This window comes from Janibacter massiliensis (assembly GCF_900289115.1).
Classification (GTDB): Bacteria; Actinomycetota; Actinomycetes; order Actinomycetales; family Dermatophilaceae; genus Janibacter_A; species Janibacter_A massiliensis.
Window position 1 is genome coordinate 1,975,723 of the sequence record NZ_LT985196.1, and the last position, 22,470, is coordinate 1,998,192.

A 22,470-nucleotide genomic window follows, 5' to 3' on the forward strand; every position below is an offset into this window, starting at 1 on the left:
AGTGCTCCGATGAAAGCAAGGCTGAGGTGGGGCCAGATCAAACCGTCACAACCACCCCGGCGCGTCGCCAGTGGGGCCAGTTCAGACAGTTGAGTCCCCGATAGTGGTGTAGCGCGGTCGCTGAGTTCGTCCCGGTCGTGGACGCAGGCGCGGCCACCGCGTGATCCTTCGAGTTCACCTTCCACAGCTCTCTCGAACGGAAACATCACGATGACCGCTCCACACATTGTCGACCCCGCCGGCCTGCTCGGTGAAGCCCTCGCTGAGGCCAGCCCTGATCTGATGCGCACCCTGCTCCAGTCGATCATCAACGCCCTGCTGTCCGCTGACGCTGACGCTGTCGTCGGTGCCGAGTACGGCCGGCCGACACCGGGCCGCACGAGTCAGCGCAACGGCTACCGGCACCGCGACCTCGATACCCGGGTCGGAACCATCGACGTCGCGATCCCAAGCTCCGCCAGGGCACCTACTTCCCCGAGTGGCTCCTGGAGCGCCGCAAGCGTTCGGAGTCCGCGCTGATCACGGTCGTGGCCGACTGCTACCTCGCTGGCGTGTCCACGCGCCGCATGGACAAGCTGGTCAAGACCCTCGGCATCGACGGCCTGTCGAAGTCCCAGGTCTCTCGCATGGCCGCCGACCTGGATGCCATCGTCGAGGACTTCCGCCACCGACCCCTTGGTGATGCCGGCCCGTTCACGTTCGTGACCGCCGACGCGCTGACGATGAAGGTCCGTAAAGGTGACCGCGTGATCAACGCGGTCGTGCTGCTCGCGACCGGGGTGAACAACGACGGCCACCCGTGGTCCTCGGGATGCGGGTCGCCACCGCCGAAACGGGGGCCGCGTGGAACGAGTTCTTCGCCGACCTGGCAGCCCGCGGCCTGACCGGGGTCCGGTGGGTCACCTCCGACGCCCACGCCGGGCTGGTCGAGGCGATCGCGGCGAACCTGCCCGGCGCCAGCTGGCAGCGGTGCCGCACCCACTATGCGTTCAACCTGATGGGCGTGACCCCCAAGAGCATGTGGCCAGCGGTCAAGGCCATGCTGCACAGCGTGTACGACCAGCCCGACGCGACCGCGGTCCACGCCCAGTTCGACCGTCTCCTGGACTACGGCCAGGAGAAGCTGCCCGAGGTGTTCGAGCACCTCGACCGTGCTCGTGCCGACCTGCTCTCGTTCACTGCGTTCCCCAAAGAGATCTGGACCCAGATCTGGTCGAACAACCCGACCGAGCGCCTCAACAAGGAGATCCGCCGGCGCACCGACGCCGTGGGGATCTTCCCCAACCGCGATGCCATCGTCCGGCTCGTCGGCGCGGTCCTGGCCGAGCAAACAGACGAAGGGGCCGAAGGCCGCCGCTACCTCGGACTCGACGTCCTGGCCCGCTCCCGCATCACCATCGTGCCCACCACCGAACCCGAGGTCGGAGCCGATGAACTGCCCGCCCTGACTGCCTGATCACCCCACCAAGGAACACGCAGCGCTACACCACTATCGGGGACTCAACTGCGCAAGACAGACTTCTGGGGCACCCTCCCTTCACTTCTCACCACGGTCATGCCGACCCAACCCTTCTAGCCCGCCCTCGAAATGAGAGCAGGCTGTCCGCGAACCCCTTCGAGGCCGTGCACAGCCTGGCGACAGGGCGACCCGAGCCGGTTCTGCGGGTCTTGGTGGAAAGTCACCGGAGGCGGTCGAGTTGGTTCGGACGGGTGGCGTTGACTCTCGCGACCGTCACGCGCGGCTGATGCCCTGGAGCGCCGCGCCGGGCCCTGACGGGCCCCTGGAGCGGCTAAGCGGGAATGGGTGCGGTCGAGTGAGCGCCCGGGTCTCCCGGACGCACAGAGCGACACAGGTCGCTCCAGTCGTGCTTTCGCTCGACCGGGACTAGATGCCCGGGAGCTGAGACGAGTACGCTGGCAACCACGGGAGACCTCCTAGATCTCTCGTCAGGCCCCGCACGGTGACCGCCGTGGCGGGGCCATATCTATGCCAAAAACCGACCCATCCGATGCATCTCGCGATGCAAGCAGGTAGACGAACGGCCTCTGACCTGGCGTTTGCCCAGGTGAGAGGCCGATCGTGGCTGGTGGACGTAAAGGGACTCGAACCCCTGACCTCTCGCGTGTGAAGCGAGCGCTCTAACCAGCTGAGCTATACGTCCAGGTCCAGCCCTGACGGGCCGGCAACCCGCAGATGGTACCGGTCCGGCCCGCGCACCTCGAAATCGGGTGGGCCGTCAGGACGGGTCGAGCCCCGGCAGCTGCACGAGGCGGTGCTCGATGACGTCGGGCACCCACCCGGGGATGCCGGTGAGCATGAACGAGGCGTACACGCACCCCCACGCGAAGATCGTCGTGAGGATCGCGCCGATGATGCGCCAGCTCCACGGGAGGGTGCGCACCCACCGTTCCTGCGCCTGGACGCGGGCCTTGCCGACGCGCAGCAAGCGCTGGGCGAACTCGAACTCGGTCGCCCAGATCGCGATGCCGAAGAAGATGACGAGCCAGCCCGGTCCGACGAACGGCACCATCGGGATGCCGACGAGGATGAGCCCGAGACCGACGATCCCCAGGACCGCGCGGTAGACGACGTTGGCCACCGGGTTGCGTCGGATCGCGCGTCGCCAGGCGATCTGGTCCTCGTGCGCGTCCACGGTGATGTTGTCGTCGGCGAAGCGAGCGTCGGACTCCTCCTTGGCCCGCCCGGCGGCCTCGCGCTGCATCCGCAGGAGGCGCTCCCAGTGACCCTCGCCACGGCGGATCTCGTCGTCCGGCGTCCACGGGTCGGCCTCCCGCCGCGCCCGCCAGCGCTCGAGTGCGCTCGTCACGGGTCGTTCCGCTCTGCAGCGAACCGGGCGAACGTCGCGGCGAGCTCGGCGGTGACGGGACCGGGGGCGACCGTGCGCGTCGTCACCTCGTCGGTCCGGGCGTCGAGCACCGTGTCGACCGGCAGGACGTCCTTCGTCGAGCTCGTGATGAAGACCTCGTCCGCAGTGGGCAACCGGTCGACCTCGATCGGCTCCTCGACGACGTCGAACCCGGCCTCGCGGCCCCACTCGATGACGAGCTCACGCGTGATCCCGGCCAGGCATCCCGATGCCAGGGCGGGGGTGACCACCCGCTCGCCCTCGACGAGGAAGACGTTCGATCCCGTGCCCTCGCACAGCAGGCCCCCGGTGTTGGTCACGAGCGCCTCGATCGCCCCGAGCTCCTGCGCACGTCGGAGCGCGACGACGTTCTCGGCGTACGACGTCGTCTTCAGCCCGGCCACCGCCGACCGCTCGTTGCGCGTCCACGGCACGAGGGCGACGCCGGCGGAGGCCGGAGGGTGGGGCTGCTCGGCGGCGAGCACGATGTAGGTCGCGGGGGCGTCGGAGCGGTCCGACCCGAGCGGGCCCATCCCCCCGGTGACGGTGTACCGCAGGCGGCCGAACTCGATCGGCCGGCCAGCGGCGAGGACGGCCTCGATCCCCGCGGCAATCGCGTCGTGGTCGGCGGGCGGCAGCCCGAGGCCGGCCAGGGTGCGATCGAGCCTCCGGAGGTGCCGGGTGGCAGCGAAGACGACCCCGCGGTCGATCTTCGCCGTCTCGAACGCCCCGTCGCCCACGGTCACGCCGTGGTCGAGCGCCCGCACGGTCGGCGCCTGCGGGTCGACGAGCGCGCCGTCCACCCACACCCGAACGTCGTTGTCCATACGGACCACCTTCTCACCCTGCAGCGGGCGGATGCTGGGAACCGCGGCCCCCACGGCCTCAGGCGCGGCGGGGGAACTGGCCGAAGTCGGGGGTGCGCTTCTCCTTGTACGCCTCGCGGCCCTCGCGGGCCTCCTCCGAGGCGTAGAACAGGAGGTTCGCGTCATGGGCGAGCTGCTGGATTCCGGCCATGCCGTCCTCGGCCGCGTTGAAGCTGGCCTTCATCAGCCGCAGCGCGAACGGCGACTTCACGAGCATCTCGCGGCACCACTGGACGGTCTCGTCCTCCAGCCGGTCGAGCGGGACGACGGTGTTGACCAGGCCCATGTCGAGGGCCTCCTGCGCCGAGTACATCCGGCACAGGAACCAGATCTCCTTGGCCTTCTTCACCCCGACGAGCTCGGCGAGCAGGCTGGCGCCGTAGCCACCGTCGAACGAGCCGACCTTGGGGCCAACCTGGCCGAACTTCGCGTTGTCGGCAGCGATGGTCAGGTCGCAGACGAGGTGAAGGACGTGGCCACCGCCGACCGCGTACCCGGCGACCATCGCGACGACCGGCTTGGGGAGCCGGCGGATCTGCAGGTGCAGGTCCGTGACGTGGAACCGGCCCACCGCACCCTCCTTGCCGGGCTCGGTGAGGTAGCCCGAGTCCCCGCGGACCCGCTGGTCGCCGCCGGAGCAGAACGCGTCCGGGCCCTCGCCGGTGAGCACGATCACCCCGACCTCGCCGTCCTCCCGGGCGAGGGTGAGTGCGGTCGAGATCTCCATGATCGTCTGCGGCCGGAACGCGTTGCGAACCTCTGGGCGGCAGATGGTGATCTTCGCGATCCCCTCGACGCTCTTCTCGTACCGGATGTCCTCGAAGGACTCGTGGGCGATCGTCCACTGCACGGGCTGGCTCGACTGGGTTTCGCTTGACATGCCCGCCACTCTAGGGCTCGGGTCAGACGACATCGGTCTGGCTCGTGCCGGTCGGGCAGATCCGTGCTCGCCATGGGGAGGACTCCCCGGGGTCACTCCGACGGTGGCGGCGTCGCCTGGGACCTCTTCAGCTCCTGCTCGGCCTTCGTCAGCTCGGCGCGACAGTCCTCGATGATCTTGGTCGCTGGGGTGCGCTTGCGCACGTTCTCACGCAGGCCCTCACCCCCGACCGAGTGCCAGCGGCCATCCTCGTAGACCATCGTCGCCACCCACGAGTCGCCGTCCTGGGTCGTCGTCACCTTGACCTGCGCGTGGGTCGGGTCGGTGAGGCGGACCCCCGTGGCCACCGAGGTCGGTGCGCCCTTCCCCGAGCACACCTCGAACATGTCGGTCATCTCGGTCTCGGTGTAGACCGAGCGGATCTCGTTGCTCAGGCGCAGGTACACCCGCTTCCAGTCGCCGGTGGCCGAGGCGTCGTCGAGCTCCTGGCGTGCGGCGGTCGCGGCCTCGAGGGTCTGTGGTTCCCCCGTCGGTGTCGTGCCGGAGTCATCGCCGCCGGCAACGCCGCAGCCGCCAAGCGTCAGCGCGGGCGCGACGACGAGGACGGGCAAGGTGCGCACGTGACGAGCATAGGGCGGCCGAACGCTCGCCGTGGTGCTCAGTCGCCGATCGCCAGGATCTGGCGACCGACCGCCCCACCGGCCAAGGCGTCCATCGCCTCGTTCACCTCGTCGAGGGGCCAGGAGTCGCCGGCGAGGGCGTCGATGGGGAGCAGACCCCGGGCGTGCAGTGCGGCGTACCGCGGCACGTCCCGACGCGGCACGGACGAGCCCATGTACGAGCCGACGAGGCGCCGCTCCTCGGCGACGAGACTCAGCGCGGGCAGCTCGAAGGTCGCGCCCGGTCGGGGCAGCCCGACGGAGACGGTCGTCCCTCCGCGGGCCGTCGCGCCGTAGGCGAGGGCGAGGGCGCCGGTGTGACCGACGGCCTCGACCGCGGTGTCGGCGCCGCCCCCGGTGAGGTCCTTCACCGCGGCGACGAGCTCGTCGGTGTCGTCCCCGCCGGTGAGGACGTCGGTCGCGCCGACCCGTCGGGCGAGCTCGGCCTTCGCCGGGTCGAGGTCGACGGCGACGATGCGGCGGCACCCGGCGACCGCGGCGCCCATGACGGCCGAGAGACCCACTCCCCCGAGGCCGACGACGAGGGCCGTCGACCCGGCCTCGGCTCGGGCGGTGTTGAGGACGGCGCCGATCCCGGTGAGCGTCGCGCACCCGAGGAGGGCGGCCGTCGTCGCGGGGACCTCGTCCTCGAGCGGGACGAGGGAGGCCGCGTCGGCGACGGTGCGGGTCGCGAACCCGGAGACCCCGAGGTGGCTGTGCACCTTCGTGCCGTCGGCGCGGCGGAGCGGGCGGGCCCCGGACAGCAGCGACCCGGCGGTGTTCGCGGCGGCGCCGGGCTCGCACAGGGCGGGCCGGCCGCTCGTGCACGGGACGCAGTTCCCGCACGAGGGAACGAAGGCGAAGACGACCTGCTGGCCGACCTCGACGCCGCGGACACCGGGACCGACGGCCTCGACCCAGCCAGAGGCCTCGTGCCCCAGTGCCATCGGGACCGGGCGCGGACGGACCCCGTCGACGACGGACAGGTCGGAGTGGCACACCCCCGCGGCGCCGATCCGCACGAGCGCCTCGCCGGGGCCGGGCGCAGCGAGCTCGAGCTCCTCGACGGACAGCGGTCGGGAGCCGGCGTACGGCGCCTGCGCACCGATCTGGGTGAGGACGGCGGCGCGGGTGGTCGTCGGAGCGCTCATGCGAGGGCCTCCACAGCCGTCCGGAGCGTGTCGGTGAGCGGCGCCGGTCGGCGCGTGGCGCGGTCGACGAAGACGTGGACGAAGCGCCCCTCGGCGACGCGCTCGCCGTCGCTGGCTCGATCGATCGCCGTCTCCCAGACGATGCTGCTCGTGCCGACCTTCGCCGCGCGCAGGCCGACGCGCATCGTGTCCGGGTACTCCATCGGCGCGAGGTAGCGGCAGCCCGACTCGACGCACAGACCGATCGTGTCGCCCTCCCCGATGTCGAGCGCGCCCTGCCCGATCATCCACGCGTTGATGACCGTGTCCATCGCGGCGTAGTGGACGGTGTTGTTCACGTGCCCGTAGACGTCGTTGTCGTTCCACCGCGTCGGCACGTCCATGACGTACGGGTACCCCCGGTCGGCCTCGTCGCTCATGGGCCCATCCTGCCGAACCGCGTGGCTACGGTGGAGACATGAGCCCTGTCGTCACCACCGCCGCCGAGCTCTCCAGCGCCATCCAGGACGGCATCGTCGAGATCGTCGTCGAAGGGACCATCAGCGGGTCCCCGTCCATCACCCTGCCCGAGGGAGCCACGCTCCGAGGCGAGGGAGATGGGGCGACGCTCGCAACTGGGGCGAGGTCGCCGAGTGGGTCGCCCAGGCCCAGGTGACGACCACCGGCCCGTCCGGCATCGGCTTCGTGAACTTCGGCGACATCGGGCGGCTCGAGGTCAACGGCCCGATCGTCACGACGGGGTCCGGGGCTCGGGGATTCAACCTCTACGACGGAAGCCTGCCCGAGGCGATCTTCGACCAGATCACCACGACCGGGGACGGGTCGGTCGGCGTCCAGGTGAGCAAGCCGATGAACTCCCTCACCGTGCGCGGTGACGTCGAGACCCACGGCGGCGAGGGGATGAGCCTGGTCAAGGGCAAGCAGACGAAGCTCAAGGCCATCGCGCTGAGCGTCAAGAGCGGCGGAGAGCTCGGGCGCATCGCCGTGAAGGGTGCCCTGCGGACCCGCGGCGACGACGTCACGACCTTCGAGGTGGCCGAGGGTGGCGTCGTCGACGAGATCGCGCTCGGCGGGATCGAGGTGCTCGGGCAGGGGTCGCACCTCACGGACGTCGCTGGCCAGGTGCCCTCTCTCGACGGCGTGCCGACGCCGGGCGCCTGACGAGCGATCGCGCCCGGCCCCATCTGGCTGCGGTCCCGGTCAGGGGCCCGGCGGGCGGGGTCGGCGCGTCCCGTCAGGCCGAGGTGCGCTCCGTCCCGGCCATCGCCCAGCGCACCATGGCCGTGCTGGCACGACCCACCGGGGCCATGACGCCTCGGGCGAGGAGCGCCGACGAGGGCAGTCGGAGCTCTCGGCGTGCCCACGGGTCGAGGAGCGCGACCCCGCCCGATGCGATGGCCCAGTACCCGGGCCTGGCCGCGAGCGGGAGGGGCGGCTCGACGAGGAGGAAGCGCGCCGCGTCGAGCGCGGCATCGGTGGCCGTGAGCTCGGGTCGGTAGGCCGCGAGCACGGACTCGAGCTCGGCGAGCGTGCGCGGCGGGTCGATCACCCCGAGCCGCTCCGCCGACCAGCCGGCCTGCTCGACGTAGGTGTCGCACTCCTGCGGCGTCAACGGGTCGGCGCCGTACCGCTGGAACGCGCGGAGGAACGAGGCGATCTCGGCGACGTGCACCCACATGAGCAGGTGCGGGTCGTCGGCGCGGTACGGGCGACCGAGCGCGTCCTTTCCGCGGACCCGGGCGTGGATGCTCCGGACGTGGTCGATCGTCGCCTGGGCATGCTCGATCGTGCCGAAGGTTGTCGTCGCGATGTACGTGCTCGTGCGCTGCAGGCGCCCCCACGGGTCGCTCCGGTAGCCCGAGTGGCCCGCCACCCCGGCCATCGCCATGGGGTGGAGCATCTGCAGCAGGAGCGAGGCCACCCCGCCGGGGAACATCGCGGCGTCGGCGTGCACCCGCCAGACGGGGTCCTCCGGGACGAACCTGCGCTCCCCCGGCGATCGCCAGATGATCTCTGCCCGCTCGTCCGCATCCTCGCCTGCGACCCGGTTGCGCACCGCCTGGGCGAGCGACCGCTGGAGAGGAGAGAACGCATTCATCTTCACAGGACGACCATACGAGATGGTTCCACGATGGAATAACCGGCCGGATCGCCCGGGGCGTGCGCCATCACAGGCCGCCGTCTGGGCACGAATCTGGCACGCGAAGGGCCCCTGATTCGCGTTTCCGCAGGTCAGGGGCCAATCTCGATGGTGGGCGATACTGGGTTTGAACCAGTGACCTCTTCCGTGTCAAGGAAGCGCGCTACCGCTGCGCCAATCGCCCGTGAGGGGTGGACCTCGAGGTGGAGACGGGATTTGAACCCGTGTAAACGGCTTTGCAGGCCGCTGCCTCGCCTCTCGGCCACTCCACCAGTGTGGGGGCTACGTACACCCTCCGAGCGGATGACCGGCCTCGAACCGGCGACCTCAACCTTGGCAAGGTTGCGCTCTACCAACTGAGCTACATCCGCACATCCCTTGGTGACCGTCGTCCCCGCGGGTGCGGACAGACATTAGCCCATGCGCCACACCATGACCAAACCGGGGGTGGACGACGGGTGACGAGCACGTGACGAGCCGCCCGGCGCGGGTGGGGGCCGCCCGGGTTGACCCCGGACGGCCCCACCACGGTGAGCGAGCCTCAGGTCGCGGCCAGTCGCTTCTTCTCCGCCTCGACGTCGAAGTCCGCCGCCGGCCACTGGGGGTCGAGCGCCTCGAGGTGCTCGACGAGGAGGTTCATCACGGCCAGCCGCGCGTACCACTTTCGGTCTGCCGGGACGACGAACCACGGCGCGTGATCGGTCGACGTCTTCTCGATCGCCGTCTGGTACGCGGCCTGGTAGTCCGTCCACAGGGCGCGCTCGTCGATGTCGCCGGGGTTGTACTTCCAGTGCTTGTCCGGCCGGTCGAGGCGGGCGGCGAGGCGCTCCTTCTGCTCCTGCGAGCTGATGTGGAGCATCACCTTGATGATCGTCGTGCCGTCGGCGACGACGTTCGCCTCGAAGGTGTTGATCTGACCGTAGCGCCGGGAGATCGTCGCCGGCGGCGCGAGCTGGCGCACCTTGCCGATGAGCACGTCCTCGTAGTGGCTGCGGTCGAAGACGCCGATCTGGCCAGGCGTGGGCAGCGCGTTGCGGATGCGCCACAGGAAGGGGTGGCGACGCTCCTCCGCGGTCGGGGCCTTGAACGCCGTGATGTCGACGCCCTGCGGGTCGACCGCCCCGACGACGTGCCGCATGATGCCGCCCTTACCGGAGGTGTCCATCCCCTGGATGACGAGCAGCACGGCCTGGGTGGCACCCCCCTTCGACTGGGCGAACAGCCGCTCCTGCAGCTCGGCGGCCCGCTCGGAGAGGGCGATCAGCTGAGCCTCTGCCTCGGTCTTGTCGCCCTCGAAGTTCGGAGTCGATCGCGGATCGAGGTCGGCGAGGACGAAGCCCTCCTGGGCACGCAGAGCCTCGGAGAACGAGTGGGTGCCCTGGACGGCCTTCGCGACCTGCTTGGCACGCTTCGCCTTGCTCTTGCCGCGACGGATGGCCTCTGCCTTCGCCTCCTTCTTGGCGACCTTCTTGGCGTTGGCGATGACCCGCTCGACGATCGCGTCCGGTGTCGGGCGGCGGCGGCGCGCCCGGGCAGGCGTCGGGGCGGGCACCGCGGACGGTGAGGCCGCGGAGACCGGGCTCGGGGCGGTCGCGGTCGTCTTCTTCGCCGTGGTCTTCGACGCCGCCGCGGTCGTCTTCTTCGCAGCGGGCTTCGATGCCGCCGCGGTCGTCCGCTTCGCCGCGGTCGTCTTCCGCGCCGTGGTCGTCTTCTTCGTGGCCGCGGTCGTCTTCGTGGCGGCGGTCGAGGCCGCGCGCGGCGAACGCCGACTGGGGCTGGGCTCGGGTGTGGTGGTCGTCATCACCCCATGATGGCAGGTGAACACAAGGTGAACCCGGACCGTGGGACAGCGACCGCTCGGGAACACTGACCCCGTGCGCAGCCTCCTCCCGCCGATCGCTGGCCCGGTCTCCGACCACGTCCTCCGCTCGCTCTACCGGCCCTCCCCGCGGCGCAGCGTGCGGGCGATGATGGTGAGCACGGTCGACGGGGCGGCCACCGGCAGCGACGGCACCTCCTCCTCGATCAACGACACGGTCGACGCCCGGGCCTTCGCCGCGACCCGCCACCACGCGGACGTCGTGCTCGTCGGTGCCGGCACGGTCGACGCCGAGGGGTACCCGCCGTTGCGGGAGGAGGACCCCGACGGGCCCGTCCTCGCGGTCGTCTCGGGCGCCGGTCGCCTGCCGGCATCCGCACACCCGCGCAGCCCCGGGACCGGCTCCGTCCTGCTCGTCACGTGCGCGCCCGAGGATGCACTGCGCGAGGCCCGGCGCGTGCTCGGCGAGGAGGACCTCATCCGCTGCCCCGCGAACGCCGACGGGAAGGTCGACCTCGTCGTCGCGCTCGACAGACTCCGAGAGCGGGGCCTCGAGCACGTCGTCCTCGAGGGCGGACCGCACCTGCTCGCCGCGGCGCTGCGCGCGGGCGTCGTCGACGAGCTCGCACTCACGTGGGTGCCCCGGCTCGTCGGCGGAGACCACCCGCGGATCGTCGCACCCCCCGCGCCGGAGGTCGCCCTCGAGCCCGTGCACCTCCTGGAGCAGGACGGCACCCTCCTGGGGCTCTGGGGCGTACGCCGGTGAGCCCGGGCCGGGCCGTCAGGAGATGAACTCCCGGACCACGCGCTCCCATCGTTCGGGGTCGACGTTCCACTCCTTGCAGTGCCGGGCGTGCTCCCACTCCTCGTAGCGGATGAGATCCGGCCGGGCAGCCGCGAGCGCGCGGGAGGACTCGACCGGGACGAACTCGTCGTCGCGGGAGTGGATGAGGAGCATCGGCGTCCGCAGCTCCTCGGCCCGGTTCACCCAGTCGGTGACGGCGACGTCGATCGGCTCGTGCACCCCGACGAACCGTCGCGCCGACCGCCGTCCGAGCAGCGAGGTCCCGAGCCGGCCGATGGGGCGCGGCACGCGGTTGAGCCGCGCATGGTGCAGGAGCACCTCCGACCACGACACGACCGGACCGTCGAGGACGATCTTCGTCACGCGGCCGGCGAGCTCGGACCGGTCGAGCAGCTGGAGGATGATCGCGCCGCCCATCGACCAGCCGACGAGGTCGATCTCGCGCGCCCCGTGGTCGATGGCGAAGCGCATGGCGGCCTCGATGTCCCGCCACTCGCTCAGGCCCAGGTTGTACCGACCGTCGGGGCCGGGCGGCGCCTCCTCGTCGTTGCGGTACGCCGGGACGAGCGTCGTGTACCCGGCCGCGTGGAGAGTGGGCACGGCGCGCAGCCCCTCGAGCCGTCGCGCGCCACGCCCGTGCACGGTGATCGCCCAGCGGGTCGACTCCCCCGCCGCCGGCACGAGCCAGGCCGGCAGGTCGCCGATGTCGCTGCGGACGAGGACGTCGGTCGTCGGCAGGCCGAGCGAGCGCTGCGGCGTCTCACCGAAGAAGTACTGGTCCCACCGCGCGGGGCCGACGACGAGCTCGCCGAAGTCGACGCCGATGAGCTCGCGCGTCACCGTCCCGGCGGCCTCGTCGACCGACAGGACGTCACCGATCCGCACGTGGGTGTCATCGCCCGCGCCGATCCACAGCCCGTACCGGCCGGGGACCGTCGAGTCCGGCGTGATCGCGAGGTCGATCTCCCCGACCCGGACGGCGCGGATCTCCTGGTCGTTGGGCTTGCGCCGGTCGGGAGTGACGACGCGGCGCGCGAAGTACGCCGCTCCCCCGACCCAGACCGCGCCCGCGCCGAGCGCCGCCGCGCCACCGGCCGCACCACCGAGCCGGGCCGCCGCCCATGCGCGGTTCGACCACACCGACCGTCCCGAGTTCGTGTCCACACGGGCATCCTGCCAGCGGCCCGGTCGGGCACGATGAGGCGCATGGACCTCCCCATCGACCTGCCGGTCACGCCGATGCTCGCCAAGGCCGCACCGGCGGTCCCGGGCGGGGACGCCGTCGACGGCGGCTACCTCTACGAGCCCAAGTGGGACGGCTTCCGGTGCGTCGTGCTCAAGGACGGCGACGAGGTCGAGCTCGCCAGCCGGGGGAAGAAGCCCCTGACCCGGTACTTCCCCGAGGTCGTCGACGCGTGCCGCCGGCTGCTGCCGGACCGCTGCGCCATCGACGGGGAGATCGTCGTGCGCGCCGGGTCCCCGGGCGCGGAGCACCTGTCGTGGGAGGCGCTCTCCCAGCGGATCCACCCGGCGGCCTCACGCATCGAGAAGCTGTCCTCCCAGACGCCCGCCGAGGTCGTCGCGTTCGACCTCCTCGTCGACGCGGACGGCAGCGACGTCATGGACCTCGCTTTCGCGGACCGGCGCGCCCGGCTCGAGACCCTGTTCGCACGCGTCGCGGACGGGCCGATCCACCTCACCCGGGTCACGGACGACCCCGCCGTCGCGCAGGACTGGTTCACCCGCTTCGAGGGCGCCGGCCTCGACGGGGTGATCGCCAAGCCCGCCGCCGCTCCGTACGCCCCGGGCCGGCGGACGATGCTCAAGGTGAAGCACAAGCGCACCGCCGACGCCGTCGTCGTCGGCTACCGCGTCCACACCTCCGGCTCAGGCGTCGGCTCCCTCCTGCTCGGCCTGCACACCGGCGACGGCGACGACGCGCGGCTCGTCAACGTCGGAGGCATCGCGGCGTTCACCGCCAAGCGCCGGCTCGAGCTCGTCGACGAGCTCGCCCCGCTCGTCGTGCGCGACGACGACGGGAACCCCGCACGCGCCGAGACCGAGCGCTCCCGGTTCAGCAGCAACAAGGACATCGGCTTCGTCCCGCTGCGGCCCGAACGAGTCGTCGAGGTCGCCTTCGACCAGCTCGAGGGTGACCGCTTCCGGCACGCCGTCCAGCTCGTCCGCTGGCGGCCCGACAAGGACCCCGCCGACTGCACCCTCGACCAGGTCGACCGGGCGACCGCCTACGACCTCGCCGAGGTGCTCGCCGACGAGTGAGGGTCAGTCGACCCGGTTGCCGTCCTCGTCCCAGTGCGCGGCGACCTTCTTGCTCGGCTGGACCCTGGGCGGCTCCCCCGGCTGCTTGGGGTAGTCCGGCGGCCAGCTGAGCTCACCGCCGGGCAGGGTCTCCCACAGCTCGAGCAGGGGCTCGATGGAGTGATGCGTCTGCTCCATGTCGGCCCACGGGTCACCGTCCGCGAGGTGGTCGGCGACGGTCGTCAGGTTGAACGCCCGCGGGTCGTCGACCGCGGCGAGCTGCTCCCACGTCACGGGCGTGCTCACCGGGGCTCCCGGGCGGGCCCGCAGGCTCCACGCGCTGGCGATCGTCCGGTCGCGCAGGTTCTGGTTGTAGTCGACGAAGATCCGCTCGCCGCGCTCCTCCTTCCACCACGCGGTCGTCACCCCCTCGTCGCGGCGCTCGAGCTCGCGCCCCAGGCCGATCGCGGCGTGCCGCACCTCGTCGAAGGTCCACCTGGGCTCGATCCGCACGTAGACGTGAACCCCGCGGTTGCCGCTGGTCTTGGGGTACCCGCGCAGCCCGAGCTCCTCCAGCAGCTGCCTCGTCACGGCGGCGACCCGCTGGGCATCGCGGAAGGTCGTCCCCGGCTGGGGGTCGAGGTCGATGCGCAGCTCGTCGGGGTGGTCGACGTCGGCCCGGCGCACCGGCCACGGGTGGAAGGTCAGGGTGCCCATCTGCGCGGCCCACACGAGGGAGGCCGGCTCGGTCGGGCACAGCTCGTCGGCGAAGCGGCCACCGGGGAACTGGATCCGCACCGTCTCGACGAAGTCGGGTGCGCCGCGCGGGAGCCGCTTCTGGTAGAAGCCGTCACCCTCCCGGTCCTGGGGCCCCGTCGCCAGGCGCATCCCGTCCCGCCAGCCGTCGGGCCAGCGCTCCATGGCGGTGGGGCGCTCGCCGATGCTGCGCATCATCACGTCCCCGACGGCGGCGACGTACTCGCACACCTCCAGCTTGGTGATCTGCGGGGTGCGCTCGGTCGCCTCGTAGACGACCCTGTCCGGGCTGGAGACCCGCACCTCCCGGTCGCCGACCGTCACCATCGCCGCTGCGCTCTTGGCCATGCGCCCACGCTAGGCCCCGCGCGCCACCCGACGGACATGCAGAAGCGCGCGAAACCGTCTGCGAGCCCCCCTCCACCCGGTCTTCTGCATGTCCGGCGGCCTAGGGTGGCCGCATGAGTGAGCACGGCCTGACCCCCTCCGGGCGCGAGTACCCGGTCACCCTCACCGACGCGCAGTGGCGCGAGCGGCTCTCTCGCGACGAGTACGGCGTCCTGCGCCAGGGCGGCACGGAGCGCCCGTTCACCGGTGAGTACACGGACGCGACGACCGAGGGCACGTACTCCTGCCGCGCCTGCGGCGCCGACCTCTTCACGTCCGAGACGAAGTTCGAGAGCCACTGCGGGTGGCCCTCGTTCTTCACCCCGCTCGCCGGGGACGCCGTCGAGTACCTCGAGGACACCTCGATCCCCGGCCGCCCGCGGACGGAGGTGCGGTGCGCGACGTGCGGCAGCCACCTGGGGCACGTCTTCGAGGGCGAGGGCTACCCGACCCCGACCGACCAGCGCTACTGCATCAACTCCATCGCGGTCCGGCTGCGCCCGAAGGGCTGACCGTCAGCGGAGGCGGCCGACGAGGTCGACGATCTCCACCCGGGGACCGGTGAAGAACGGGATCTCCTCGCGGACGTGGAGCCGCGCCCGCGAGGCCCGCAGCTCACGCATGAGGTCGACGATCCGGTGCAGCTCGTCGGCCTCGAACGCCAGCAGCCACTCGTAGTCCCCCAGCGCGAACGACGCGATGGTGTTCGCCCGCACGTCGGGGTAGTCGCGCGCCATCTGACCGTGCTCGACGAGCATGTCGCGGCGCTCCTTCTCGTCCATGACGTACCAGTCGTACGACCGGACGAACGGGTACACGCAGACGTAACGCTTCGGCGTCTCGTCGGCCATGAAGGCCGGGATGTGGCTCTTGTTGAACTCCGCCGGGCGGTGCAGGGCCGCGCTGCTCCACACGGGCTCGAGGTGCTGGCCGAGGTGGGTGCGCAGCAGGCGGTGGTAGGCGTCCTGAAGCTGCTCGATCGTCTCTGCGTGCCACCACACCATGAGGTCGGCGTCCCCGCGCAGCCCGGCGACGTCGTAGAACCCACGGATCGCGACCCCCGCGGCCGTCAGGTCCTCGACGAGCTGCTCGACCTCGGCAGCGGTCGCGTCGCGCTCGTCCCCGAGCGGGCTCGTCACCGCGAAGACGGACCACATCGAGTAGCGGATCGTGTCGTTGATCTCCCGCATGCGCGCGGGCGACGGCTTCTCGAACGACGGGTTGTCCTGGCGGGACCCGGGGGCGTGCGTGGTCATCCTGCGTCTCCTTCGGTGAGGGTGCCGGCCGCTGCGCCGGCGAGGTGGTCGCGGACGATGCGAGCCGCGGCCCGCGCCGATCCGATGGTGGCCGCGATGCCGACGCCGTCGTAGGTGGCACCGGCGACGGCGAGGCCCGGAAGACGTCCGACCGCGGCCCGCACGGTCCCCACCCGGTCGGCGTGGCCGACGCCGTACTGCGGCAGGCCGCCCACCCAGCGCTGCACGTGGGTGTCCACGGGCGTCGGCAGCTCCCGGCCGAGCGCGGCGGCCAGGTCGGCCAGCGCCAGGTCGAGGATCTGCTCGTCGGGCAGGTCCAGGACCTCCGCCTCCCCCGCGCGGCCGAGCGAGGTGCGCAGCCACACCGTGTCGGGCGAGAGCGCGTCGACCCACGGCCACTTGCCGCTGCTGAAGGTCGCGGCCTTGATGTCGCGGCGCTCGACGGCGGGCACGAGAAAGCCCGACCCGGGAAGCGCGCCGATCTCGGTCCGGTCGAAGGCCATCGTGACGACCGCCATCGACGCGAGCTCGACCCCGACGAGCGCGTGGGCCGCGGCGGGGACGAAGGCCGCGAGGACGCCCGCGGCCTGCGGCGCCGGCAGTGCGACGACGACGGCGTCCGCCTCGATCGCCCCGTGGGGTCCGACGACGCGGTACCGATCACCGAGCGGTTCGATCCGTTCGACGGGCCACCCGGTGCGGACGTCCGCACCGTCGGCGAGGAGGCGGTCGTGGAGGACGCGCGGGACGACGTTCGTCCCGCCCTCGATCGTGAAGAAGACGTGGCGCGGAGGTGCGTCCGGGTCGGGCTCCCGCGGCTCGGGCACGATCGCCGCGACGGCGTCGAGCACGGGCTCGCCGGCGGCGACGGCCGTCCACAGCCGCGGCATCGTCGAGCGCATCGACAGGTCGTCGACGCGGCCCGCGTAGACCCCGCCGAGCAGCGGCTCGACGAGGCGGTCGACGACGGCGCGGCCCACCCGTTCCGCCAGTGCCGGACCGACCGGCAGGTCGGGCAGGTGGACCGGCGGGTGCTGCACGGTGGAGGCCTCGCGCAGGTCGGCGGCCTCGTCCTCGGTCAGGACGTCGCCCGCACCTCGGGGAGAGCGCGGCACGCCCATGAGGGTCCCCTTGGGGAGGGGCACGAGCCGGCCGCGCGACCACACCGATGCCGAGGTCGTCGCGGGGTGGGTGATCCGGTCGTCCAGGCCGAGGCTGGACACGAGCCACCGCGCGTCGTCGTTGCCGTAGAGCATCGACTCGGCGCCGACGTCGACGACCTGGCCGCCGACCTCCACCCCGTGCAGGACGCCCCCGACCCGGTCGGCGGCCTCGAGGACGGTCACCCGTGGCGCGTCAGCGCCAGCCCCGTGGTCGTCCGCGAGGATCGCGTGCGCCGCGCTGAGCCCGGCGATCCCGGCACCGACGACGACGACGACGTAACCTGTCCGGGGCTGCATGGCCCCACTGTCTCACCCGGCCCAGCGCCGTCCCACCCGGGAGGGAACCGATCACCGGCCCACACCGTCGGACCACCGACACGTACCGGAGGGGACCCGGTCACGACAGGGAGAGGCAGGCGCGATCACCATGAGCACCACCAGCACGGCGACGACGACCAGCGGTGGGTCGACCACCACGGGCAGGGCCGCACCCGCTGCCCGGGCCGGACGGCGCGCCCGGCGGATCGCCGGTGTCATGACCGCCCTCGTCCTCGGGCTCGGCACCCTGGGGGCATGCGCGTCCGAGGGCGACCGGTCGGACGCCGCCGCTCCACCGGCGTCCGGGGTGAGATCGACGTCCGCCGATGCAGCGGGCGCGCCGAGCAAGGCTGCGACCCGTTCGGCGGAGAGCCCGGGCCGCGCGCAGCAGACCGCTCCGGTCGACCGCCGGCTCGTGCGCCAGGCGACGATGTCCCTCGAGGTCGACGACGTGGCCCGCGCGAGCAGCGACGTCGCCGCGGTGGCCGACGAGCTGGGCGGCTACGTCCACTCCGAGAACCTCGGATCGGCCTCGCGCGAGCGGACCACGAGCACGTGGGGCCGGGTGACGATCAAGGTGCCGACCGCCAAGCACGCCGAGGCGATGCGTCAGGTCGCGGGCAAGGGAACGCTGCTGTCCCGGTCGAGCTCGGTCGAGGACGTCACGACCCAGTACGTCGACACCAAGGCCCGGGTGCGAACGATGAGGCTGGGCATCCAGCGCATCCAGCGCCTGCTGGCGAAGGCCACCTCCCTCGACGACGTCATCGCGCTCGAGTCGGAGCTGACGACCCGCCAGAGCGAGCTGGAGACGACGCTGGCGCAGATGAAGTCCCTCGAGGAGCGCACGTCGATGTCGTCGATCTCCGTCGAGCTGACGACCGACGCCGCCCTCGCCAGCGAGGAGGAGGAGACCGGTTTCGTCGCTGGGCTGAAGCGGGGCTGGTCGGCGTTCCTGTGGTCGGTCACGGCCGTGCTCACGCTCCTTGGCGCGCTCCTGCCGTTCGTCGTCGCCCTCGCCCTGCTCGTGGGGCCCGCCGTGTGGTGGCTGCGCCGGCACCGCCGGGCACGGGCGGGGTCAGCGCCGCGAGTGCTCGTGGACGAGGTCCACGACCCGGGTCAGCACGTCGGGGTCGGTGCTCGGCAGAACCCCGTGACCGAGGTTGAAGATGTGCCCGGGGGCGGCGGCGCCCTCGGTGAGGATCGCCCGCACGCGTGACGCCAGCGGCTCCCACGGGGCGAAGAGCAGCGCCGGGTCGAGGTTGCCCTGCACGGGCAGTCTCGACCCGGTGCGCTCGAGGGCGTCGGGGATGCTCACCCGGTAGTCGACACCGATGACGTCGCAGCCGACCTCGCTCATCTGCGCGAGCAGCTCGCCGGTGCCGACGCCGAAGTGGATCTTCGGGACGTCGAGCCCCTCGAGCGCCGCGAGCGCCGCCGCGGAGTGCGGCTGCACGTGCCGGACGTAGTCCGCGCGCGAGAGGGCGCCGGCCCAGGAGTCGAAGAGCTGGACGGCGCTCGCGCCGGCCTCGACCTGCACCCGCAGGAACGCCCCGGAGATGCGGGCGAGACGGGCGCACAGGTCGCTCCACAGCTGCGGGTCCCCGTGCATGAGCGCCTTCGTCCGCTCGTGGTTGCGGCTCGGGCCGCCCTCGACGAGGTAGGAGGCGAGCGTGAACGGCGCACCGGCGAGGCCGATGANCGAGGGGGGTCAGCGGGGTGCGCATCGTCTGTGTTGGCCGGCGGCGCGAGTGGGGTAAAGGGGAAGGGCGGGGGGGGGGCCCGGGGCGCGGCGGGGCGGGGCCAGGGGGCCGGGGAGGTGGGCGGGGGGCGGGCGGGGGGGGGGGCGAGGGGACACCCGGGGAGCGGTGGTCCGCGGCAGGTGACCGGCCGGGTGCCACGCCGGGGCACCGCGCCCCGGCGTGGCACCCGGCCGGTCACCTGCGCCGGACCTACGCTGCCGGTGTGTCCCGTCGCCCCGCACCCGGCCTGCCGCCGGCCGACGTCGCCGTCGCCATGGCCCAGCTGCGTGACGCCCGGGTCCGCCCCCAGGTCGTCGTGACCGAGGTGCCGGCACCGACCCGGCTCGCGCCGTACGCCATGGCCCTGACCGCGGACGTCCTCGGCGCACCGGACGAGGAGGACGCCGAGGAGCTGGCGTCGGGCCGGTTCGTGCTCCTGCACGACCCCGCCGAGCCCGAGCCGTGGGGCGGCCCGTGGCGGGTCGTCACCTTCACCCGCGCGGCTCTCGAGCCGGAGCTCGCCCACGACCCCGTGCTCGGGTCCGTCGGCTGGTCGTGGCTCGTCGACGCGCTCGACGCCCGCGGCATCGACTACCTCCGCCCCGCGGGCACGGTGACCCGGGTCGTCTCCGAGTCCTTCGCCGACCTCGCCGACAAGGCGCCGAGCGTCGAGATGGAGGTCCGCGCCTCGTGGAGCCCGCTCGACGAGAACGCCGGCGACCACTTCCTCGCGTGGTCCGACCTGCTGTGCACCATCGCCGGCCTCCCCCCGCTGCCCGAGGGTGTCGTGGCCCTCCCGGGGAGGCGCCGATGACCGCGTCCCGCACGCCCGACGCCGGGAGCCTCCCCCTGCCCGACGAGCCGGACGAGCCCGCCGAGGTGCCCCTGCCCAAGCTGTCCGAGCCCGCTGACGGCATCCCGGCGGTCATCGGGTCCGAGCGCGAGCTCGCCGAGTGCGCCGCCGCGATCGCCGGCGGTGTCGGGCCGGTCGCGCTCGACGCCGAGCGCGCCTCGGGCTACCGGTACGGCCAGCGCGCCTACCTCGTCCAGGTCCGCCGCGAGGGCAGCGGGACCTGGCTCATCGACCCGATCCAGCTGCCGGACCTCACCCCGCTCGACGAGGCCATCGGGTCGGCCGAGTGGCTCCTGCACGCCGCCTCGCAGGACCTCGCGTGCCTCGCGGAGGTCGGCCTGCGCCCGCGCCAGCTGTTCGACACCGAGCTCGGCGGTCGGCTGCTCGGGCTGCCACGTGTCGGCCTCGCGGCCGTCGTCGAGCACTACCTGGGGGTCACCCTCGCGAAGGAGCACTCGGCGGTCGACTGGTCCACCCGCCCGCTGCCGGAGCCGTGGCTGCGGTACGCCGCGCTCGACGTCGAGGTCCTTGCCGAGGTCCGCAACCTCATGGGGATCGACCTCGCCCGCGCGGGGAAGTCCGAGTGGGCCCGCCAGGAGTTCGAGGCGCTCCTGACGTGGGAGCCGACCGTCAAGGTCGACCCGTGGCGCCGGACCTCCGGCACGCACCGGCTGCGCAAACCACGGGCCATGGCCGCCGTGCGCGAGGTGTGGTTCGCCCGGGACGACATCGCCCGGGAGAAGGACGTCTCCCCCGGCCGGATCATGCCCGACCAGGCGATCGTCGACATCGTCACCGCGGACCCGCACGACGTCTCCGGCCTGCCGTCGGGCCACAAGGCCATCCGCAAGCACGCCGACGTGTGGCTCGCCGCGCTCGACCGCGCCCGGGAGCTGCCCGAGCGGCGGCTGCCCGCGGCCGCGCTCAAGAGCGACGGCCCTCCCCCGGCCCGCTCGTGGAGCGACCGCGACCCGACGGCCGCGGCCCGGCTCGCCGACGTCCGCGAGGCGCTCGCGGCGTTCTCGGACGAGCGTTCGGTGCCCGTCGAGAACATCTGCTCCCCCGACTCCCTCCGCCGCGTCATCTGGCGGCCGCCGACCGACCCGGACGCCCCGGCGTTCGACCGCGCGCTGGCCGAGCTCGGAGCGCGGCCCTGGCAGCGCGAGATCGTCGTGCCGCTGCTGGTGGCGGCATTCGCCGCCCATCCCGACTGACGAGACCCGTGACGGCGCTCACGCGGGTGGGCCTGTGCGGGTGAGCGGGTGCTTAGTAGCCTGAGCGGGACCGGGCGTGCTCGCCCGGCACCCAGCCGCACCCTCACCAGGAAGGCCCCATCGTGCCCCGCACCCTGCGAGAGGTCGTGTTCGTCGACGGTGTCCGTACGCCGTTCGGCAAGGCCGGCGAGAAGGGCATGTACGCCCAGACCCGCGCCGACGACCTCGTCATCACCTGCATCCGCGAGCTCCTCCGCCGCAACCCCGACCTCGACCCCGCGAAGGTCGAGGAGGTCGCCATCGCGGCGACCACCCAGACCGGTGACCAGGGCCTGACGCTCGGCCGGATGGCCGCGCTCCTGTCCGGCCTGCCGAAGACGACCCCGGGCTACTCGGTCGACCGCATGTGCGCCGGCGCCATGACGGCCGTCACGAACGTCGCGGGCGCGATCTCCTTCGGTGCGATCGACCTCGCCGTCGCCGGCGGCGTCGAGCACATGGGGCGCCACCCCATGGGCGAGGGTGCGGACCCCAACCCGCGCATCGTCGCCGAGAAGCTCGTCGACCCGAGCGCGCTCGTCATGGGCAAGACGGCCGAGAACCTGCACGACCGCTACCCGCAGCTGACGAAGGAGCGCTCGGACGAGTACGCCCTGAACAGCCAGCGCAAGCTCGCCCAGGCGTACGCCGAGAACAAGATCCAGCCCGACCTGGTGCCGGTCGCGACGCGTCACGACGTCAAGGGCTGGGGCCTGGCGACGACCGACGAGCCCCCGCGTCCGCAGACGACGATGGAGGACCTGCAGAAGCTCAAGACGCCGTTCCGCCCGCACGGCAAGGTCACGGCCGGTAACGCCGCTGGCCTCAACGACGGCGCGACGGCGTGCATCCTCGCCGCCGAGGAGACGGCCAAGGAGCTCGGCCTGCCGGTGAAGATGCGGCTCGTCGAGTTCGCCTTCGTCGGCGTCGAGCCCGAGGTCATGGGCTACGGCCCCGTCCCGGCCGCCGAGAAGGCCCTCGCCAAGGCCGGCCTCACCATCGACGACATCGGTCTGTTCGAGCTCAACGAGGCCTTCGCCGTCCAGGTCGTCGCCTTCCTCGACCACTTCGGGATCCCCGACGACAGCGACAAGGTCAACAAGTACGGCGGCGCCATCGCCACCGGTCACCCCCTCGCCTCCTCCGGCGTGCGCCTGATGAACCAGCTCGCGCGTCAGTTCGAGGAGAACCCGGACGTCCGCTACGGCATGACCGCGATGTGCATCGGCATCGGCATGGGCGGCGCCGTCATCTGGGAGAACCCGCACCACGCCGACTACGGCAAGGAGAACTGAG

Annotated in this window: 20 protein-coding genes, 4 tRNA genes and 3 pseudogenes; 10 read left to right on the plus strand and 17 right to left on the minus strand. The window is 72.3% G+C overall.

Features of this window, described 5'->3' with window-relative positions; genetic code table 11:
- The first annotated feature begins 210 nt into the window (after positions 1 to 210).
- Positions 211 to 1,456: pseudogene (locus tag DAA34_RS09605) on the plus strand (IS256 family transposase).
- 629 nt (positions 1,457 to 2,085) lie between these two features.
- Here the strand turns inward: DAA34_RS09605 and DAA34_RS09610 are convergent.
- The 7 genes from DAA34_RS09610 to DAA34_RS09640 all read right to left on the minus strand — a co-directional run bounded on the left by DAA34_RS09610 (position 2,086) and on the right by DAA34_RS09640 (position 6,842).
- A tRNA-Val gene (locus DAA34_RS09610) sits at positions 2,086 to 2,162 on the minus strand.
- A 75-nt stretch (positions 2,163 to 2,237) separates the two neighbouring features.
- Entirely contained in the window at positions 2,238 to 2,828 is a 591-nt protein-coding gene (locus tag DAA34_RS09615) for a PGPGW domain-containing protein (RefSeq protein ID WP_106818837.1), read from the minus strand.
- Positions 2,825 to 3,694, minus strand: coding sequence for an aminotransferase class IV (locus DAA34_RS09620; RefSeq protein WP_106818839.1), 870 nt, complete (start codon positions 3,692 to 3,694; stop codon positions 2,825 to 2,827). Before DAA34_RS09620 ends, DAA34_RS09615 begins: the two co-directional genes overlap by 4 nt.
- Before the next feature lie 58 nt (positions 3,695 to 3,752).
- Positions 3,753 to 4,613: a 1,4-dihydroxy-2-naphthoyl-CoA synthase gene (menB, locus tag DAA34_RS09625; RefSeq protein ID WP_106818841.1), complete on the minus strand. Its 861-nt coding sequence runs from the start codon at positions 4,611 to 4,613 to the stop codon at positions 3,753 to 3,755.
- Between the two features lie 92 nt (positions 4,614 to 4,705).
- On the minus strand, positions 4,706 to 5,233 hold the full coding sequence (locus DAA34_RS09630) for a hypothetical protein (RefSeq protein WP_106818843.1): 528 nt from the start codon (positions 5,231 to 5,233) through the stop codon (positions 4,706 to 4,708).
- A gap of 38 nt (positions 5,234 to 5,271) precedes the next feature.
- On the minus strand, positions 5,272 to 6,423 hold the full coding sequence (locus DAA34_RS09635; protein WP_106818845.1) for a zinc-binding dehydrogenase: 1,152 nt from the start codon (positions 6,421 to 6,423) through the stop codon (positions 5,272 to 5,274).
- Positions 6,420 to 6,842, minus strand: coding sequence for an acyl-CoA thioesterase (locus tag DAA34_RS09640; RefSeq protein WP_106818847.1), 423 nt, complete (start codon positions 6,840 to 6,842; stop codon positions 6,420 to 6,422). The genes DAA34_RS09635 and DAA34_RS09640 overlap by 4 nt, the downstream gene beginning before the upstream one ends.
- 38 nt (positions 6,843 to 6,880) lie before the next feature.
- On the opposite strand from DAA34_RS09640, the gene DAA34_RS09645 reads away from it, so the two are divergent.
- The gene (locus DAA34_RS09645) at positions 6,881 to 7,078 is read left to right on the plus strand and encodes a hypothetical protein (RefSeq protein ID WP_106818849.1); all 198 of its coding nucleotides are present in this window, start codon (positions 6,881 to 6,883) and stop codon (positions 7,076 to 7,078) included.
- Complete coding sequence (locus DAA34_RS09650; RefSeq protein ID WP_106818851.1) at positions 7,075 to 7,584, plus strand: hypothetical protein; 510 nt, start codon at positions 7,075 to 7,077, stop codon at positions 7,582 to 7,584. Before DAA34_RS09645 ends, DAA34_RS09650 begins: the two co-directional genes overlap by 4 nt.
- 73 nt (positions 7,585 to 7,657) lie before the next feature.
- Here DAA34_RS09650 and DAA34_RS09655 read toward each other — a convergent pair whose 3' ends face one another.
- The 5 genes from DAA34_RS09655 to DAA34_RS12525 all read right to left on the minus strand — a co-directional run bounded on the left by DAA34_RS09655 (position 7,658) and on the right by DAA34_RS12525 (position 9,917).
- Entirely contained in the window at positions 7,658 to 8,521 is an 864-nt protein-coding gene (locus DAA34_RS09655) for an oxygenase MpaB family protein (RefSeq protein ID WP_106820057.1), read from the minus strand.
- Between the two features lie 151 nt (positions 8,522 to 8,672).
- Positions 8,673 to 8,747: transfer RNA gene (locus DAA34_RS09660), tRNA-Val, on the minus strand.
- Between the two features lie 17 nt (positions 8,748 to 8,764).
- Positions 8,765 to 8,835: transfer RNA gene (locus tag DAA34_RS09665), tRNA-Cys, on the minus strand.
- A 26-nt stretch (positions 8,836 to 8,861) separates the two neighbouring features.
- A tRNA-Gly gene (locus DAA34_RS09670) sits at positions 8,862 to 8,934 on the minus strand.
- Positions 8,935 to 9,104: 170 nt separating this feature from the next.
- Positions 9,105 to 9,917 (minus strand): PPK2 family polyphosphate kinase, encoded by an 813-nt coding sequence (locus DAA34_RS12525; RefSeq protein WP_234354281.1) that lies wholly within the window; start codon positions 9,915 to 9,917, stop codon positions 9,105 to 9,107.
- 520 nt (positions 9,918 to 10,437) lie between these two features.
- Here DAA34_RS12525 and DAA34_RS09680 point away from each other — a divergent pair.
- Positions 10,438 to 11,148, plus strand: coding sequence for a dihydrofolate reductase family protein (locus DAA34_RS09680; protein WP_106818855.1), 711 nt, complete (start codon positions 10,438 to 10,440; stop codon positions 11,146 to 11,148).
- 15 nt (positions 11,149 to 11,163) lie between these two features.
- Here the strand turns inward: DAA34_RS09680 and DAA34_RS09685 are convergent, their stop codons facing one another.
- On the minus strand, positions 11,164 to 12,351 hold the full coding sequence (locus DAA34_RS09685) for an alpha/beta hydrolase family protein (protein ID WP_234354198.1): 1,188 nt from the start codon (positions 12,349 to 12,351) through the stop codon (positions 11,164 to 11,166).
- 42 nt (positions 12,352 to 12,393) lie between these two features.
- On the opposite strand from DAA34_RS09685, the gene DAA34_RS09690 reads away from it, so the two are divergent.
- The gene (locus DAA34_RS09690) at positions 12,394 to 13,467 is read left to right on the plus strand and encodes an ATP-dependent DNA ligase (protein WP_106818857.1); all 1,074 of its coding nucleotides are present in this window, start codon (positions 12,394 to 12,396) and stop codon (positions 13,465 to 13,467) included.
- A gap of 3 nt (positions 13,468 to 13,470) precedes the next feature.
- Here the strand turns inward: DAA34_RS09690 and DAA34_RS09695 are convergent, their stop codons facing one another.
- Positions 13,471 to 14,550 carry a DNA polymerase domain-containing protein gene (locus tag DAA34_RS09695; RefSeq protein WP_106818859.1) on the minus strand — a complete coding sequence of 360 codons (1,080 nt, stop codon included), beginning with the start codon at positions 14,548 to 14,550 and terminating at the stop codon, positions 13,471 to 13,473.
- Positions 14,551 to 14,663: 113 nt separating this feature from the next.
- Between DAA34_RS09695 and msrB the strand changes: the two genes are divergently transcribed.
- Positions 14,664 to 15,101, plus strand: coding sequence for a peptide-methionine (R)-S-oxide reductase MsrB (gene msrB, locus DAA34_RS09700; RefSeq protein ID WP_106818861.1), 438 nt, complete (start codon positions 14,664 to 14,666; stop codon positions 15,099 to 15,101).
- A 3-nt stretch (positions 15,102 to 15,104) separates the two neighbouring features.
- Here msrB and hemQ read toward each other — a convergent pair whose 3' ends face one another.
- Together hemQ and hemG are read right to left on the minus strand one after the other, a co-directional pair.
- Positions 15,105 to 15,845: a hydrogen peroxide-dependent heme synthase gene (hemQ, locus tag DAA34_RS09705; RefSeq protein WP_106818863.1), complete on the minus strand. Its 741-nt coding sequence runs from the start codon at positions 15,843 to 15,845 to the stop codon at positions 15,105 to 15,107.
- Positions 15,842 to 17,305: a protoporphyrinogen oxidase gene (hemG, locus tag DAA34_RS09710; RefSeq protein WP_106818865.1), complete on the minus strand. Its 1,464-nt coding sequence runs from the start codon at positions 17,303 to 17,305 to the stop codon at positions 15,842 to 15,844. Before hemG ends, hemQ begins: the two co-directional genes overlap by 4 nt.
- Before the next feature lie 238 nt (positions 17,306 to 17,543).
- Here hemG and DAA34_RS12530 point away from each other — a divergent pair.
- Positions 17,544 to 18,359 (plus strand): annotated as a pseudogene (locus DAA34_RS12530) (DUF4349 domain-containing protein); the annotation flags it as partial.
- 45 nt (positions 18,360 to 18,404) lie between these two features.
- Here the strand turns inward: DAA34_RS12530 and DAA34_RS09720 are convergent.
- Positions 18,405 to 19,025 (minus strand): annotated as a pseudogene (locus DAA34_RS09720) (uroporphyrinogen decarboxylase family protein); the annotation flags it as partial.
- A 266-nt stretch (positions 19,026 to 19,291) separates the two neighbouring features.
- Between DAA34_RS09720 and DAA34_RS09725 the strand changes: the two are divergent.
- The 3 genes from DAA34_RS09725 to DAA34_RS09735 all read left to right on the plus strand — a co-directional run bounded on the left by DAA34_RS09725 (position 19,292) and on the right by DAA34_RS09735 (position 22,469).
- On the plus strand, positions 19,292 to 19,882 hold the full coding sequence (locus DAA34_RS09725) for a DUF3000 domain-containing protein (RefSeq protein ID WP_267894615.1): 591 nt from the start codon (positions 19,292 to 19,294) through the stop codon (positions 19,880 to 19,882).
- Positions 19,879 to 21,135: an HRDC domain-containing protein gene (locus DAA34_RS09730; RefSeq protein ID WP_106818872.1), complete on the plus strand. Its 1,257-nt coding sequence runs from the start codon at positions 19,879 to 19,881 to the stop codon at positions 21,133 to 21,135. The genes DAA34_RS09725 and DAA34_RS09730 overlap by 4 nt, the downstream gene beginning before the upstream one ends.
- A gap of 122 nt (positions 21,136 to 21,257) precedes the next feature.
- On the plus strand, positions 21,258 to 22,469 hold the full coding sequence (locus DAA34_RS09735; RefSeq protein ID WP_106818874.1) for a thiolase family protein: 1,212 nt from the start codon (positions 21,258 to 21,260) through the stop codon (positions 22,467 to 22,469).
- Position 22,470: the final 1 nt, after the last annotated feature.

Bases quoted from the DNA above. Each gene is read 5' to 3' on its own strand.
- msrB (WP_106818861.1), top strand. From the start codon at position 14,664: ATGAGTGAGCACGGCCTGACCCCCTCCGGGCGCGAGTACCCGGTCACC.
- hemQ (WP_106818863.1), bottom strand. From the start codon at position 15,845: ATGACCACGCACGCCCCCGGGTCCCGCCAGGACAACCCGTCGTTCGAG.
- menB (WP_106818841.1), bottom strand. From the start codon at position 4,613: ATGTCAAGCGAAACCCAGTCGAGCCAGCCCGTGCAGTGGACGATCGCC.
- DAA34_RS09620 (WP_106818839.1), bottom strand. From the start codon at position 3,694: ATGGACAACGACGTTCGGGTGTGGGTGGACGGCGCGCTCGTCGACCCG.
- DAA34_RS09695 (WP_106818859.1), bottom strand. From the start codon at position 14,550: ATGGCCAAGAGCGCAGCGGCGATGGTGACGGTCGGCGACCGGGAGGTG.
- DAA34_RS09690 (WP_106818857.1), top strand. From the start codon at position 12,394: ATGGACCTCCCCATCGACCTGCCGGTCACGCCGATGCTCGCCAAGGCC.
- DAA34_RS09730 (WP_106818872.1), top strand. From the start codon at position 19,879: ATGACCGCGTCCCGCACGCCCGACGCCGGGAGCCTCCCCCTGCCCGAC.
- DAA34_RS09645 (WP_106818849.1), top strand. From the start codon at position 6,881: ATGAGCCCTGTCGTCACCACCGCCGCCGAGCTCTCCAGCGCCATCCAG.
- hemG (WP_106818865.1), bottom strand. From the start codon at position 17,305: ATGCAGCCCCGGACAGGTTACGTCGTCGTCGTCGTCGGTGCCGGGATC.
- DAA34_RS09635 (WP_106818845.1), bottom strand. From the start codon at position 6,423: ATGAGCGCTCCGACGACCACCCGCGCCGCCGTCCTCACCCAGATCGGT.
- DAA34_RS09640 (WP_106818847.1), bottom strand. From the start codon at position 6,842: ATGAGCGACGAGGCCGACCGGGGGTACCCGTACGTCATGGACGTGCCG.
- DAA34_RS09655 (WP_106820057.1), bottom strand. From the start codon at position 8,521: ATGAATGCGTTCTCTCCTCTCCAGCGGTCGCTCGCCCAGGCGGTGCGC.